Annotated in this window: 14 protein-coding genes; 4 read left to right on the top strand and 10 right to left on the bottom strand. The window is 71.3% G+C overall.

Going from position 1 to position 15,173, the window contains the following annotated elements:
- Positions 1-64: 64 nt before the first annotated feature.
- The 9 genes from AB0I23_RS00225 to AB0I23_RS00185 form a co-directional block, all read right to left on the bottom strand.
- Complete coding sequence (locus tag AB0I23_RS00225; protein WP_359105257.1) at positions 65-1,423, bottom strand: hypothetical protein; 1,359 nt, start codon at positions 1,421-1,423, stop codon at positions 65-67.
- 613 nt (positions 1,424-2,036) lie between these two features.
- Positions 2,037-3,779, bottom strand: coding sequence for a DUF3492 domain-containing protein (locus AB0I23_RS00220; RefSeq protein ID WP_359106210.1), 1,743 nt, complete (start codon positions 3,777-3,779; stop codon positions 2,037-2,039).
- Positions 3,780-3,969: 190 nt separating this feature from the next.
- On the bottom strand, positions 3,970-5,646 hold the full coding sequence (locus AB0I23_RS00215; protein WP_359105254.1) for an ABC transporter ATP-binding protein: 1,677 nt from the start codon (positions 5,644-5,646) through the stop codon (positions 3,970-3,972).
- Entirely contained in the window at positions 5,643-6,632 is a 990-nt protein-coding gene (locus AB0I23_RS00210) for an ABC transporter permease (RefSeq protein WP_359105251.1), read from the bottom strand. Before AB0I23_RS00210 ends, AB0I23_RS00215 begins: the two co-directional genes overlap by 4 nt.
- The gene (locus AB0I23_RS00205) at positions 6,629-7,615 is read right to left on the bottom strand and encodes an ABC transporter permease (RefSeq protein ID WP_359105248.1); all 987 of its coding nucleotides are present in this window, start codon (positions 7,613-7,615) and stop codon (positions 6,629-6,631) included. The genes AB0I23_RS00210 and AB0I23_RS00205 overlap by 4 nt, the downstream gene beginning before the upstream one ends.
- 2 nt (positions 7,616-7,617) lie before the next feature.
- Positions 7,618-9,342: an ABC transporter substrate-binding protein gene (locus AB0I23_RS00200; protein ID WP_359105246.1), complete on the bottom strand. Its 1,725-nt coding sequence runs from the start codon at positions 9,340-9,342 to the stop codon at positions 7,618-7,620.
- A 232-nt stretch (positions 9,343-9,574) separates the two neighbouring features.
- Positions 9,575-9,670, bottom strand: coding sequence for an Ms4533A family Cys-rich leader peptide (locus AB0I23_RS00195; RefSeq protein WP_359105243.1), 96 nt, complete (start codon positions 9,668-9,670; stop codon positions 9,575-9,577).
- 144 nt (positions 9,671-9,814) lie between these two features.
- Positions 9,815-11,203, bottom strand: a complete 1,389-nt coding sequence (locus tag AB0I23_RS00190; protein ID WP_359105240.1) for a DUF3152 domain-containing protein — start codon at positions 11,201-11,203, stop codon at positions 9,815-9,817.
- Positions 11,188-12,153, bottom strand: a complete 966-nt coding sequence (locus tag AB0I23_RS00185) for an alpha/beta fold hydrolase (protein ID WP_359105237.1) — start codon at positions 12,151-12,153, stop codon at positions 11,188-11,190. Before AB0I23_RS00185 ends, AB0I23_RS00190 begins: the two co-directional genes overlap by 16 nt.
- A gap of 110 nt (positions 12,154-12,263) precedes the next feature.
- Here AB0I23_RS00185 and AB0I23_RS00180 point away from each other — a divergent pair, with 110 nt between their 5' ends.
- From AB0I23_RS00180 to AB0I23_RS00165, 4 genes are all read left to right on the top strand, one after another.
- Positions 12,264-12,479 carry a hypothetical protein gene (locus AB0I23_RS00180; RefSeq protein WP_359105234.1) on the top strand — a complete coding sequence of 72 codons (216 nt, stop codon included), beginning with the start codon at positions 12,264-12,266 and terminating at the stop codon, positions 12,477-12,479.
- Between the two features lie 168 nt (positions 12,480-12,647).
- Positions 12,648-13,289 carry a TetR/AcrR family transcriptional regulator gene (locus tag AB0I23_RS00175; RefSeq protein WP_018105511.1) on the top strand — a complete coding sequence of 214 codons (642 nt, stop codon included), beginning with the start codon at positions 12,648-12,650 and terminating at the stop codon, positions 13,287-13,289.
- 147 nt (positions 13,290-13,436) lie between these two features.
- The gene (locus AB0I23_RS00170) at positions 13,437-13,664 is read left to right on the top strand and encodes a DUF3107 domain-containing protein (RefSeq protein ID WP_359105231.1); all 228 of its coding nucleotides are present in this window, start codon (positions 13,437-13,439) and stop codon (positions 13,662-13,664) included.
- Between the two features lie 235 nt (positions 13,665-13,899).
- A complete protein-coding gene (locus AB0I23_RS00165) occupies positions 13,900-14,169 on the top strand; it encodes a hypothetical protein (RefSeq protein ID WP_359105228.1) in 270 nt (89 codons plus the stop codon).
- 19 nt (positions 14,170-14,188) lie between these two features.
- On the opposite strand, the gene AB0I23_RS00160 is transcribed toward AB0I23_RS00165, so the two are convergent.
- The gene (locus AB0I23_RS00160; RefSeq protein ID WP_359105226.1) at positions 14,189-14,902 is read right to left on the bottom strand and encodes a ferritin-like fold-containing protein; all 714 of its coding nucleotides are present in this window, start codon (positions 14,900-14,902) and stop codon (positions 14,189-14,191) included.
- Between the last annotated feature and the right edge of the window lie 271 nt (positions 14,903-15,173).

Below are 15,173 nucleotides of genomic sequence, written 5' to 3'. Positions count from 1 at the left end.
TGGGTCAGGGACCCGCGGCGTCGGCTCCGCGGGGGTCGTTCAGGGAGTGGCTCTTCATCGCGGTTCACGCGGTGGTGTGGGCGGACGCCCGGGAGAGGGCGACGGTGGCGTGGATCAACAGGCCGAGCGCGGCTGCGCCGCAGGCGATGGCGGGTACGGCTCCGGTGCCGCCCGCCTCGACGACCACGTCGACGGGGCGGGCGAGGACATGGAGACCGGGCAGCCGCCCGGCCAGGATCAGGGCCGGGGCGGCCGCTTCGACGGCGCAGGCGGCGGCGAGTCCGGTGGTGGCGGGTTCCGGGAAGCCGTGGACGGTCAGCATCCGGGCGAGCAGGAGGAGTACGCCGAGTGCGGCCGCCGCGACAAGGCTGCCGCCGCCTCCGTACCCGAGCTGGGCGAGGCGGAGCAGCCCCGGGAGCACGCAGAGGAAGAGGGCGACGGTCCCGAAGAGGAGGGGGCGCACACCCGCGGCCAACTCCTCCAGTGCGCGGCTGCCGGTGAGTCTGCGGTGTGCGTGCACGGAGAAGAGGTGCGCGCACCAGGCGGCGGGGGCGACGGCGAGCGCGAGCCCCAGCAGGGGTGCGGGGGTGAGCGCCCAGGGGCCTTCCGGGCCGCCGCTGAGAACCTGGTGGAGCAGCGCCTCGCCGTACAGGACGTAGCCGAGGAGCCAGCCCGCGTACAGAGCGGCTGCCGCCGAGGAGCGGCCCTCCGGGGCACGCAGGGGGCCGCTCCGCAGGCAGAGGCCGAGCCCGAGAAACGCGACGAGCGCCCCGACGAGGGCCACGGAGAGCCGCGCCCCGCCGCCGAGCACTCCTTCGGTGAGTTTCAGGACGACGGCGGTCGCGGTGCAGGCGGCACCGGGCAGCAGCGCGAGGAGCGACCAGGCGGCGCGCGTCTCGATGTCGCGCACCGGCGCGGGAGGCATCGCGCGCGCCGGCTCCCCCGTCACGGCGGGCACCCGCGCGTAGAGCTCCTCGGCGAGCGAGAAGACATCGCGGTGCCGGTAACGGGCGGCGGTACGGTCGGTGACCCCGTGGGCTTCGAGCCCGGCTGCGATCTCCAGCGGGTCGACGGCGCGTTCGCAGAGTTCACGGTGCCGGTGCATGAGTGTCTTCACGGGGTCGACGGGCCCTCGCCGGGAGGCACTGAGCTTGCGCGCGGGGGTGGCACGGGTGTGCGCGATCTCTGGGGCCCGGGACGTGGGGGCGGGTGCGTCGTCACGGTCGGGGTGCGTCCGGTTCGGCGCCTGCGTCCGCACCTCGGCGGGCGTGTCGCTCTGTGTCTTCTTCTCTGCCTCCTCCGGGGCGCAGGCGGCCGGCTCGGCGGGGCGCTCGGCCTGCTCGACGGCTCCGGCCTCGGGCGGTGTGCCGGTCCCGGCCTCGGCGAGGACACCGTCGTCGGACGCGCCTCCGCTCTCCGCCACGGCACCGGCACCGTGCGCAGCTCCGGACGCCTCAGCCTCAGCACCCGCACCAGCACCCGCACCCGCACCAGCACCAGCACCAGCACCAGCACCAGCACCAGGCTTTGCGAACTCTGCGGGCTCAACACGCGCATCGGCGGTCCCGGCGCCGGTGAGCGCCCAGCCTGTGGCGTCAAGGGGCTCGACGCCGGTCGCGGGGCGGTCGGGTGCCGGGCTCCCGGTCACGTCCGGCTCCGCCGCCGAGTCCCGATCCGGCGCCGGGTCCCGCAGCGAATCCACGTCCGGGTCCCGATCCCGCAGGGAGTCCGGCCCTTCGGCCGCCCCCCTCAGCGGCGACTGCTCCCTCACCGCCACCGGCGCTCCCCGCAGCGGTCCCACCCCCGCAAGGCCCGGCATCGCCCCCGTCCCCGGCCCGGACCGCTCCCGGACCGGGGCGGGAATCTCCGCGACCCCGGGTTCGGAGACCCGGGCCTCCGAGCGGGCGTCCCAGCTTCTTCCGGTCGTCGGGGTCACGGATGCGTCGAGCGCCTCGGTCGGGCGGCCGCCCATGGGAAATCCTCCGTGCTCCATGCCGAGTCCGCCGGACCGGCTCGTCCTTCTGTCCGTCTGCTGCTCACACATCGCCGTCCACCGTCCCGCGCGCACCCGCGCACACGCCCTCGGAGGCCCAGCTCGGGGTGTGCGCGGGGACCGTCCAGCTGCCCAGGACCTGAGCCTCGGGCGGCGTCGCGAACGGGCGCGGGGCGCCGTCCGCCTCCCTGCGCACCGGGGAGTGGGAGATCATCTCCAGGTACATGCCGTGAAATGCCGCGAGGTTCTGTTCAACGGTGAAGAGTTCGAGCGCGCGGGCGCGCGCCGCCGCGCCCAGGCGTGCACGGCGCTCGGGGTCGCGCAGCAGCGCGATGCACGCGTCGGCGAGCGCCCTGGGGTTGCGCGGGGGCACCACAAGACCCGTACCGCCGATGACTTCGACGACGGCGCCGACATCCGTCGACACCGTGGCCCGCCCGCAGAACATCGCCTCGACCAGACTGATCGGGAATCCCTCGACGACGCTGGAGAGGACGACGACCCCGCCCGCCGCGTACGCCTCGGCGAGGTCCGCGACCTCGGCGCCGCCGATGTCCTCGAAGGAGACCGGGTTGTCGCCGACAGCATGTGCGTCGGCGGCCTCGTCGGGGAAGAGCTGGGCGGCAAGTGCCCGGCAGTGTGCGAGGTACAGGGCGCCTTCCGCGCCCGGCGCCGGTGCGCCGACGATCCGCAGGCGGGCGTCCGGTTCGGCCTTCCGCACTTCCGCGAAGGCGTGCAGCAGTGCGATCAGGTCCTTGGACGGCTCGATCCGGCCGACCCAGACCAGGGTGTCGGGGCCGCCCCCGTCGTCGCTCTCCCCCAGGGCCGCGAAGCGGGCCGCCTCCATGCCGGGGTAGACGGTGCGCAGCTTGGCGCGGTCGGCGCCGCACCGTTCCTGCCAGCGGCGTGTGTGCGTATTGCCGGGGGTGATGAGCGCGGCCTGCCGGTACACCTCGGTGGCGAGCCGTCCGTGGAACGCGGCAAGCAGGGCGCGCACCGGCGCACCGAACAGTGTGGAGGTCGCTGCGAGGTAGTGGGCCCGCAACTGCACGCCGTGCTCGGTGACCAGCAGCGGGATGCCGAAGAAGCGTTTGGCCAACAGCCCGGGCAGGGCCGCTGCCCCGCCGGACGCCGCGTGGCAGAGGTCGACCGCGCCGAGACTCTCCTCGCCGTACCAGTCGAGGGAGAGCGGGCGCAGGACGCGGTCCAGTTCCGCGGTGAGGGCGAGGAGGTCGGGGACGGTCGCGGCCTGGGCGGTCCGCCCGGTGCCCGGGGCGCGGCAGGCGGTTTCCAGTACGCGCACGGCGGTCTCGGAGCGGAGCGCCGCGGGAAGTCCGCCGTGTTCGCGGGCCAGTTCGGCGAGTCCGTACAGCCCGTCGGTGAACTGTGCGTCGGCGGCGCCGGCCGTGGATCCGCCGCCGTCCTCCGCCGTCGCGTCCGCCGTGCGGATCGACGTGGCGAGCGCCGTGAAGTGCGCCGTGAACCGGCGCCGTTCGCGCCGTCCGTACGGCCGGCCGCCCCCACCGGTCACCCGTCGGGCGCGCAGTCCCTTAGGGGTGTGGCCGCCCAGGATGTCCTCGCCGGTCGTCCACAGCGGCGCCGTCCGTACCCGGCTGACCTGGGGCGGAAGCTGTACCCAGCCCTGCGCCTCCTGCTCGGCGGAGCGGCTGAGCGCGTAGAGGTCGAACTCGTGCTGCGTCAGCCCGCGCACCAGACGGTCGCACCAGAGTCTGAACTCACCGGTCGCATACGGATAACCACCGTCGGTGAGGAGTCCGATCCGCACGAGCACACCCCCGATCTCCCTTGTGGACGGCCGCCTCGGGAATGGCGACTCGCAGCGGGACGACCGTAAGCGGATACGCCGGTGGCGCGACGGACGGTTGTCCGTCGCGCCACCGAAAGGGGTGAAACCTCGTAACTTTCCCGCCCCCCTCGCGTTTGGTCGCGCTATGGGGGCGATTCATTACGCAGGGTCAGGCTGCGGCCATCTCCTTGCGGGCGGCCCGGCGCACCGTCGCGAGCGCCGGATCGAGCGCGGGTACGGCGGCGAGGAGCTGCTTGGTGTACGGATCCTGCGGCGCCCCGTACACCTCGTCGGCACTTCCCTGTTCGACGATCCGGCCCCGCCGCATCACCGCGACCCGGTCGCTGACCTGCCGGACGACGGCGAGGTCATGGGCGATGAAGACCAGCCCGAGGCCGAGTTCTCGCTGGAGTTCGGCGAGGAGTGCGGTGACCTGCGCCTGGGTGGTGACATCGAGCGCGGAGACCGGTTCGTCGCAGACGATCAGCTTGGGGTCCGCGGCGAGCGCGCGGGCGATGCCGACGCGCTGGCGCTGTCCGCCGCTGAATTCGTGCGGGTAGCGGTCGTACCGGTCGGGGTCGAGCCCGACGCGTTCCAGCAGTTCCTGGACGCGTCCGCGGATCCGGGTGTCGTCGAGCACGCCCGCGGCGCGCAGCGGATCGGCGACGGATTCACCGATCGAGCGGCGCGGGTTGAGCGAGGCGACGGGGTCCTGGAAGACCATCTGGAGCTCGCGCCGGTACGGCCGCAGTGCCTTGTCGGACAGGGAGCCGATCTCCGTACCTCGGTAACGGAGCCGGCCCCCGGTCGGGTCGAGGAGGCGTACGAGCATCCGGCCGAGCGTCGTCTTGCCGCTGCCGCTCTCGCCGACGATGCCGAGTGTCTCTCCGCGATGGAGGGTGAGGGAGACGCCGTCCACGGCGGTGACCCCGCCGCTGCCGCGCCCGAATTCGCGCCGCAGATCGACGGCTTCGAGCAGCGGCTCGCCATCGCCCGGACCCTGCGGCGCCGGGACCGGCACCGCGCCCTTCACGGCCGGTGCCGCAATCGGCGACACCCGCTTCGCGTCCACCCGCGGGACCGCGGTGAGGAGTTCACGCGTGTACGGTCGGCGGGGCGCACCGAGCACGTCGGCGACCGGCCCGCTCTCCACCTCCCGGCCCGACTGCATGACCAGCACGTCGTCGACGCTCTCCGCCGCGACGCCCACGTCATGGGTGACCAGCAGCAGTCCCATGCCCGTTTCCTGGCGCAGGTGGTGCAGCAGGTCGAGGATCTGGGCCTGGACGGTGACGTCCAGCGCGGTCGTCGGTTCGTCGGCGATCAGCAGCTGCGGCTCGCAGGCGAGCGCCATCGCGATGAGGGCGCGCTGCCGCATGCCGCCGGAGAACTCGTGCGGCCGGGACCGTGACCGCCGTACCGCGTCGGGGATGCCGACCCGGTCGAGAACCTCCACGGCCCGTGCCCGCGACACCCGCCGTGAGGCACGCGCGTGGACCCGGTACACCTCGGCGATCTGGTCGCCGACCGCGTAGTAGGGGTCCAGGGACGAGAGCGGGTCCTGGAAGACCATCGCGGCCTTCGCCCCGCGCAGCGCGCGCAGTTCCGCGTCGTCCGCCGCCTGGACATCCACGCCCGCGACCCGGATCGAGCCGCCGACGGTCGCGCCTGTCCCCCGGTGAAGTCCGAGCAGGGCGTACGCCGACGCGCTCTTGCCGGAGCCGGACTCGCCGACGACACCGAGCGCGGCGCCCGCCTCCAGCGTGAAGGAGAGTCCGTCCACGGCCCGGGCGCCTGCCGCGCCGTCGAAGGAGATCGTCAGATCGGAGACCTCGACGAGGCTCATGACAGCACCACCCGGCGGTCGGCCATCGCCTGCAGGATGTCCGCGACGGCATTGGCAAGGACGACGAAGAAGCCGGTGACGAGCACCAGGCCGACGACGACCGGAAGGTCGACGTTCCTCACGGCGTCGACGAGTTCACGTCCGACGCCGGGGATGTTGAACAGCGATTCGGTGAGGACGGCGCCGCCGAACATCGAGCCGATGTCCAGCGCGCCGAGCGCGATCACGGGGCCGAGCGCGCCGCGCAGCGCATGCCGCCCGACGAGTCCGCGCTCGCTCACCCCGTATGCGCGAAACGTGCGCACATGGTCCTCGGCGAGGGTCTCCAGCATGGACGACCGGGTCATCCGGGCGTACGGAGCGGCGGAGACCAGCGCCAGCGACACCCAGGGCAGCAGCAGGTTCCAGGCCCACTGCTCCGGGTTCTCGGTGAGCGGTACGTAGTCGGGAAACGGCAGCAGTTGCAGCGCCGAGCAGAACACGATGATCAGCAGCAGACCGACGACGAAGACGGGCGTGGCCATGCCGGCCAGGGTCAGTCCGGTGAGAATCCGCTCGGTCGCGCGGCCGCGCCGCCACACCGAGAGCAGTCCGGTGCCGACGCCGAGCAGGATCCACAGCACGAAGGCACCGATGGCGAGCGAGGCGGTGGCCGGGAGCTTGGTGAGGATCATCCGGGTGACCTGCTGGTCGTCCTGGTAGGAGCGGCCGAGGCAGGGGGCCTGGCAGTGCAGGATCCCGGTGCCGGTCGAGTAGTCGCGGCCGACGAAGATCCCCTGGAGGAAGTGCGCGTACTGCACGTACAGCGGGTCGCCGAGCCGGAGCTGGTCGCTGACCTGCGCCACCTGGGCGGGTGAGCAGCGCGGCCCGCAGGCGATCTGCGCGACGTCGCCCGGCGCGACGTAGAACGCGGCGTAGACGACGACGCTGAGGGCGAGGAGCACGAACAGCACCCCGCCGATGCGCCGCAACAGGAACCGGGTCATGCTCCGGCCTCCTTCCTGCGTCCGGTGCCGATCCGCAGTCGCGAGGCGACGCGCGGGTCGAGTGCGTTGCGTACGCCCTCGCCGAGGACGGTCAGCGCCAGCACGGTGATGAAGATGAGCAGGGCGGGGATCAGCAGATAGGTGGGCGCCGCCTGGTACCAGGTGTCGGCGTCGCTGAGCATCTGTCCCCAGGACGGCGTGGGCGGCTTGATGCCGACGCCGAGGAAGGACAGCGCCGCTTCGACGACGATGTTGCCGGGGAAGAGCAGCACGGCGTACGTGATGACGGGTGCGGCGAGCGCGGGCAGCAGTTCGCGCCGGGCGATCCGCCCGCCGCCCCAGCCGCTGAGCCGGGCGGCCGCCACATGGTCGAGCGACTTGAGCGCGAGGGTCTGGGCGCGCACGATCTTGGAGATGCCGGACCAGCCGACCAGGCCGACGATCGCGGCGATCAGCACGGGGCGCGGGAAGTCGGCGGGGACGACGGCGAGCGCGCCGAGCGCGATCACCATGACGGGCAGGGCGACGACGATGTCGGTGACGCGGCTGAGCGCCTGGTCGACGAAGCGGTTGCCGAGTCCGGCGGCGAGACCGGCGGCCACGCCGATGATCACCTGGAGCAGGGTCGCGGCCAGCGCGACGCCGAGCGAGACCCGGGCCCCGTACACGACACGGGCGAACAGGTCGCGGCCGGTGAGCGGTTCGACGCCGAGCCAGTGGTCGGCGCTGATGCCGCCGAACGAGCCCAGCGGTACGCCGCCGGTGGCGGAGTCGACGAGGTTCGCGTGGTACGTGGTGGGGTCCTGGCCCTCGATGCCCGCCAGCAGCGGCGCGGTGAGCGCGACCAGGACCAGCAGGGCGACGACGACGGCCGCCACGACGGCGGAGTGCCGTGCGCGCAGCCGCCGCCGGAACGAGGAGGCCCCGGAGACGGGGGCCGCCGCAGCGGCCCCCGTCTCCTTGACCAGCAGTGCTTCGGCCATGGTTACTTGACCGCGACCTGCGAGATGTCGAGCACGCCGGTCCAGTCGCTGATGACGACGTTCTTGACGGCCTCGCCGTACAGGCGCTTGTAGACCGGGTGGAACAGCGGCACGGTCACCGCCTGTCCACCGATCTTCTTGTCGAGCGCGCCCCAGCGCTTCGCGGCCGCGCTCAGGTCGGTCAGCTTGTTGATCTCGTCGACCTCCTTGTTGACGGAGGCGTCGTCGAGCTGGGAGGCGTTGAAGTTGTAGCCGTTCTTGACGATCTGGCGTCCGTCGAAGATCGGTGCGAGGAACGGACCACCGGACGGCCAGTCGGCGCCCCAGCCGGTGAGGAAGAAGCCGGGCTCGCTCTTCACGTTGTAGATCTTGTCCGAGTAGGCGTTGCCCTCCAGGCCCTCCAGCTCGACCGTGATCCCGGCCTTCTTCAACGCTTCCTGGACGGCGGTGGCGATCTCCGGGCTGGTGGCGAAGTTCTTCACGTTGGAGTGCGTGAGCGTGATGGTCAGGCCCTTGGCGTAACCGGCCTCCTTCAGCAGCTCCTTGGCCTTGGCCGCGTTGCCCGTCCTGCCGGCCGGGAAGGCGTCGTACGCGCTGTGGCCGAAGGACGGCTGCTCCGGAAGGAAGGTGGTGGCGGGCTCGGCGAGCGAGGAGCCACCGGCCGCGTTGATGACCGAGGTGCGGTCGACGGCGTACGAGATCGCCTGGCGCACCTTCGGGTTGTCGAACGGCTTCACCTTCGGGTTGAAGGCGATGTAGTTCGTGTAGCCGAAGTGGCCGGTGCCGACACGGGCGGCCAGCTTCTTGTCGCCCGTGACCTTGGCGAGCTCGGCCGGCCCGAGGTTGGTGTCGGTGGTGACGGCGGCGGCGTCCGCGCCCCGGGAGGCGGAGAGCCGCTGGTTGATGACGGCGGAGTCGAGTCCGGAGCGTACGTCGATCCGGTCCGGGTACGCCTTGCGCTCCTCGTCGGTGGCGGCCGACCAGAACGTGTTGCGCTCCAGGACGAGGCGCTCGCCGTCGCCCTCGTTCTTGACGACCTTGTACGGCCCCGAGGAGATCGGGTGGTTCTCGTACTTCGTGCCGTTGTCCTTGGCCTTCGGCACGGGGGACGTCTGGGTCTGCGTCGCCAGGTAGGGGAACTCGCCCTCCGGCTTGTTGAGGTGGAAGACGATCGTCTTCGCGTCGGGCGTCTCGATCGAGGCGAGGCCCTTCTTGTCCTTGTAGGGGCCCTGGTAGTCGGCGCCGCCGATCAGCCAGTCGCGCAGGTAGGGCGCGCCGCCGGAGAGTTCGGCGGCGAAGGAGCGCTCGATGCCGTACTTGATGTCGGCGCTCGTGATCGCGGTGCCGTCCTCGTACTTCAGGCCGTCCTTGAGCGTGTACGTCCAGACGGTGGCGTTCTTGCTGGGCGTGCCCAGGTCGGTCGCCAGGTCGGGGACGACCTTCGCGCCGGCCGCGCCGTCCTCCCGGTTGCGGGTGGTCAGCGTACGGAAGACCAGGGACGGGACGTTGCCGCCGCCGGAGGTGTACAGCCGCGCGGGGTCGAAGTCCTCCTGCGCGTTGCTGTTGAGGACGGTGAGCGTGCCGCCCTTGGCGGGCTTGCCCGCTGCACCGGATGTGCTGTCGCTGCCCTTGCTGTCCTGGGGCCCGCACGCGGCGGCGCCCGAACCCACGACAAGAACCACGACGGCCGCTGCCACGCGGCGCGATATGACGGACGGTTGACGCATCGGAAGATGACCTCTCGGAGTACTGCTGACGGAAGAAGGCGGAACGAGGATCCGTGCAGGCAGCAGCGAGGGTGCGGGGTGGGACAACCCGGTCGGGGATCCGGAGGAACCGGACCGGGACACCAGAACTGCCGCGCCTGCGGACGGAGTACGCCCGGCGCGGCAGTCGGGAAGAACTGTTCCCTGCGAGACAGGGCTCGGGGGAAGAAGTCGACGCGCGCTCAGGCAGGCGTCAGCAACAGTGAATGTCGGCGACGCTGTGCCCGGTCACACCGATGAGCGCCAGCTCTATGGCGGCGCAGTCGAAGGTGACGGGGTTGCGTGACATGCCGAGAAATATGCGCGACGGCACCCATGATGTCAACGCAGAATGAGACGGTCGTCCCACATGCTGGACGATGCCTCCAGGGGCCGACCGTCCGGCCGATGGCAGGCATCCGCCGGGCGGGGCCGACGGGCGCCCCGTCCGGACTCAACTGCCCGGATACACCCAGGCGTTGGGGCGGCATTTGATGCCGCCGATATCGAGGGACTTGGTCTGCTGCTGCATCACGGGGGCCAGCGCTCCCGGCGTGCGGCAACTCACATGATTGTGACCCAGCCGGTGGCCGACCTCATGGTTGATCAGCATCTGGCGGTAGGCGAAGAGCCTCTTCGGGCCGAACGTCGACGATCCCTGCGCCCAGCGATAGGCATTGATCATCACGCGCTCGGTCGCCGCCGAATCGCACGAGACATTGTCTTCGGTCGTATCGAGACCCGACTTCTCGCACCAGTCCCCGGTGGTTCCCGGGCTGGCCAGAGTGATCACGAAATCCGGATCACCCGAGGAGACCCGCTCGAAAGTCATGGCACCGCCGTGCGCCCAACTACGGTCGTCATTGAGGGTTTTCTGGACCGCCTCGGCAAAAAGTCCGGCGTCGAGACCGAGACCTTTCTCGATGTCGATCCGATAGCGGTACTTATGCCCCTTGCCCGGAGCCTTCGCCGTTCCCGGGACCGTCTCGAAGCGCCCGGAACCCTTGAGTGCCGGAGCGAGCGGATAAGCCGTGACCATCTTCTGCTCGTACGAAAGAGGCGCGGCCGCCGCCGCTTTCGGCGTCGACCGGTCGTCCGAGCGGGAGGAGGTGTCCTCGCCACCGTCCCGGTCGACGCCCGCCCCGGGTGCGGCCATGCCGACCCGCCCACTGCTGTCATGGGCGACCTGACCGGCCACGACCACCGCGAGCACGGTGGTCACCGCGGCGGCAGCGACACCGGTGAAGGTGCGCCCCTTGCCGTTCCTGGTGGCCGACGGGGCATCGGCGCCGCCGGGGGGCCGCTGCTCGTCCCGGCCGCCGGCCGAGGTGAACGGCCCGGTCGGCGGGGCCGGTGCAGCGGACGGGGAACGAGGGGCGGGTGGCGCGGACGGTGCGTCGAAGGCGTCGACGAACTCCCTTCGCGGACCCGGTATCAGCGACCGCGTACCGACTGCGGGCTGCCGATGCGACATCCTCTGCGGCATCGGCCGGGACGTCGGCTGAGGCATCTGCGACGCTCCGGGCCGCGGACCCTGGCCGCCCGGTCGACCCGGAGCCTGCCGGTCACCGAACACCGGCTGCGGGCCGGACCCCCAGCCACCGCCCGCCTCGCGCTGCTCGGGATGGCCGCCACGCACCTGGGGGACCCCCTGGAACGGAGTGTGCCCGTCCGTGCCGGTCGGTGCTCCGACCACCCTCCTGCGCCGTCCGCTGCCGGGCTCCGGCCGGGCCGCCTCACTGCCGCCGCCCCAATCCGCCGCGGCGGCATCGATATCGCGCTTGCCGGGTTGGGGGCCTTTTCGGCTATGTCGTCCCACGCCCCGGATCAGCTCCCGCCGCATTCGTCGAGCAGTTCCCGGAAGGCCTGGGCGACCGCTTCCGGGTACTCCATCATTGCCACGTGCCCGGCATCGGGCAGTGTCAGCAGTCGCGAATCGCGGAAGGCCGCGGACGCTCTGCGTGCCATCCGGTACGAGACGAGCTGGTCCCGTCCGCCGTACACGAGCTGGGTCGGCGCGAGCACGCGCTCGGCCTGGCGCCACAGTCCGTGCTGCCCGCCCAGCGTGTACGCGTCGACGATGCCCCGAGCCGAGCGCACCATGGCGTCCCAGAAGTACGGCAGTTCCAGCCGTCGCTCCATTTCGGCCACCGCATCGCGGAAGCCGGCTTCGGAGACGCGCGCCGGATCGCCGTAACAGAGTGCCATGACTCCGCGCGTGCGTTCTTCCGCCGTCATGTCCTTGGTCATCCGGGAGAACAGGGATGCGATCCCCGGAACGGCGAGCAGTCCGGTCGGTACGGCGGGCCACTGCACCCGGATCTCGGGCAGCGCGGGCGAGATGAGGGTGAGCGTCCGCACCAGGTCGGGCCGGACGGCCGCGACCCGGGTGGCCACCGCGCCGCCGAGTGAATTGCCGACGAGATGGACGGGGCCGCGCTCCGCCGCGTCCAGGAGCCGGATCACCGCACGGGCGTGTCCGGTGACCGAGTAGTTGCCGTCGTCCGGCGGCGGCGAGTCCCCGAAGCCCGGCAGGTCGACCGCCTCGCCGTCCACCACGTCCTGGAGCAGCGGCATCAGCGCCGACCAGTTCTGCGAGGAGCCGCCGAGCCCGTGCACGTACAGCGCGGGCGGCAGCCCGGTCCGCTCCGGCGTCCGGGTGCGGACGTTCAGCGTCAGGCCGGGGAGCGCGACGGAGCGCAGCTCCTCCCCCTCGGCGACGCGGACGGTGCCCACCGTGGGAGCCGTCGCTGCAGCAGCGGCCCGGACTCCCGGCAGCTCGGTCGAAGACATGCGGCAATGTTACGAGACGATCACACCGTGGTTCATGTGTTCGCCGTCACAGATCGCATAGCGCCGTGCCGGGGTAGCTCCTAGGCTCGATGCTAAGGAAGGGAGTCACCATGACGGTCGACCCCAATGACCCGGAGACCTTCGAGACAATTCAGCCGGACGAGCCGGACCCGGAGGCGCCCGAGGCCGACGCGGCCGAACAGCAGGCCGATCTCCGGCCGAAGGGCGACGATCCGCTCACGGGCATCGACCGGGACACCGCAAATGAGGCGGATGCGGCGGAGCAGGCCCGCGTCGTCGCGGAAGACGAGGACGATTACCGCTGATACGCCCCGCTTTGCCGTGCAGGCGACGAATCTGTGGCTACCGCAGCCGTCCGGTCCGTGAAATTCTGCGTCCGCGCCGCGCGCACCCGGGTTACTCAAAAGTACGATGGCTGTACGGCGCAGCGTGCAGAAAAACGGCTGTGTTCGATCACAATTTTGGGAGGCGGCGTGACAGCCATCGAGCAGACAGAGGCGGCGCGCCCGCGGGGCACTCGCCTGCCTCGCCGCGCCCGACGCAACCAGCTGCTGGGCGCCGCGCAGGAAGTCTTCGTCGCGCAGGGCTACCACTCCGCCGCGATGGACGACATCGCCGAGCGGGCCGGTGTCAGCAAGCCGGTGCTCTACCAGCACTTCCCGGGCAAGCTGGAGCTCTATCTGGCATTGCTCGACCAGCACTGCGAGTCGCTGTTGCAGGCGGTCCGTACGGCGCTGGCGTCGACGACGGACAACAAGCTGCGTGTCGCCGCGACGATGGACGCCTACTTCGCGTACGTCGAGGACGAGGGCGGCGCCTTCCGGCTGGTCTTCGAGTCCGACCTGACGAACGAGCCGGCGGTACGGGAACGGGTCGACCGGGTCTCGCTGCAGTGCGCGGAGGCGATCTCCGACGTCATCGCGGGGGACACGGGACTCTCCAAGGACGAGTCGATGCTGCTCGCGGTCGGTCTGGGAGGCGTGTCCCAGGTCGTCGCCCGGTACTGGCTGTCCAGCCGGTCGGCGATCCCGCGCGACACGGCGGTGCAGCTCCTCACCTCGCTGGCCTGGCGTGGCATCGCCGGGTTCCCCCTGCACGGCATCGATCAGCACTGACGTCCGGTCGGTGATCCTCCGTATCCGCGGTACATGTTCGCTGCGGGCGTTGCCTGCCGACCGCCGGCAGTTCCGCTCACCGGGCTAATGTGTGGTGCGTACGGCGCGGCTCACGCGCAGAGGACTGACCGTCGGAGGGACATAGCCGTGGAGGTCAAGATCGGCGTGCAGCACGCACCCCGGGAGATCGTTCTGGAGAGCGGGCTTTCCGCCGAGGAGGTCGAGAGCGCGGTCGCCGAGGCTCTCACCGGCAAGGCGCAGGTGCTCAGCCTCACGGACGACAAGGGCCGCAAGGTCCTGGTGCCGGCCGACCGGGTCGCCTATGTGGAGATCGGCGAGCCGAGCACGCGGCGGGTGGGGTTCGGCGCGCTGTAAGGACAGAGGCACAGCAGTGCGAAGCGGCCCGGAGGGATATACCCCTCCGGGCCGCTTCTGCGTGTCCTGCCGATGCTCAGCACCGGTTTCCGCTGTGCGGCACCTGTGCGGAACCTCCCCCAGGCAGGGTTGCGTTCCACGGCCCACGGGTAGTACGGCCTACGACCGATTCGCCGTCCCCCATCGCTCTGAAAGCATGGGAAATGCCTCTCCGCAACCCGCGAGGTGATCGTCTGTGATCTGGGAATCCCTCGGTTCCGTCGCGCTCGGACTCGCCCTCTCCTGGGCGGCGCTCCGGTCGCTGCCCGGACGGCTACCGTCCCGCCGGGCCGTCTTCGCCACCGGCGCTCCGGGTGCCCTGTTCGGCGCGTATCTGATGCACTCGGTGCTGGGACCCGGACATGTCCTGCCCACCCTGATCGGCGCGGTACTGATCGGCGCGGTGACGCTGTCGCTGCTGATCCGCCCGCGCGGCCGCCGCCTGAGCCAATCAGCGGCGGCCTGAGGGGCCCGTCGGCGGTCTGCTAGGCAGCCAGTCCGAGCGCGGCCATCCGCTTGGTGTGCGCCTCGGTGATCCGCGAGAACATCCGGCCGACCTCGGCCAGGTCGAACCCGTCCGCCACCCCGCCCACGAGCATCGTGGACAGCGCGTCGCGGTCGGCGACCACCCGCTGGGCCTGCGAGAGGGCCTCACCCATCAGCCGCCGGGCCCACAGCGCGAGCCGGCCACCGACCCGCGGGTCGGCCTCGATCGCGGCGCGCACCTTCTCGACGGCGAAGTTGCCGTGGCCCGTGTCGTCCAGCACGGCGAGGACGAGCGAGCGGGTGTCCGAGTCGAGGCGGGCGGCGACCTCACGGTAGAAGTCACTGGCGATCGAGTCGCCGACGTATGCCTTGACCAGACCTTCCAGCCAGTCCGACGGGGCGGTCTGGCGGTGGAAGTCGTCGAGCGCCTTGGCGAACGGCTCCATGGCCCCGGTCGGCTCGGTGTCGATCGCGGTCAGGCGGTCCGTCAACCGCTCGAAGTGATGGAATTCGGCGGACGCCATCTTTGCCAGCTCCGCCTTGTCGGCCAGCGTCGGCGCGAGTTTTGCGTCCTCGGCGAGCCGCTCGAAGGCCGCCAGCTCCCCATACGCGAGGGCTCCCAGCAGATCCACGACCGCGGCACGGTACTGCGGCTCAGCGGATGCGGTGGCCCAGTCCTGGGCGGCGATTCCCGTGTGCTCGCTCTCTGCCACAGCTCAGCCTTTCCGATTTGTCAGCGGAGCATCGCGTCCGGCTGATACTTTCCTGCCACGCGTGTTGCGTCGGGCAGGGCTTGTCCGTCATGAGACTGCTTCGCAGTCGGGTGAGAAGCCCCTCGGGGAGGAGTCACGAACCGCAGAATAGCCCGCGGTCGGCATCAGGAAAGCCCCCGTCCGGCACTGCCGGGCGGGGCCCTTTGCGATGCACCCCCAGCATGGATGCGCGAATCCGGGGTATGGTGGTAATGCGCTTGCCGAGCATTCA

The organism is Streptomyces atratus, from assembly GCF_040655115.1.
Taxonomy (GTDB): Bacteria; Actinomycetota; Actinomycetes; order Streptomycetales; family Streptomycetaceae; genus Streptomyces; species Streptomyces atratus_D.
This window is presented reverse-complemented; position numbering and strand designations above follow the sequence as displayed.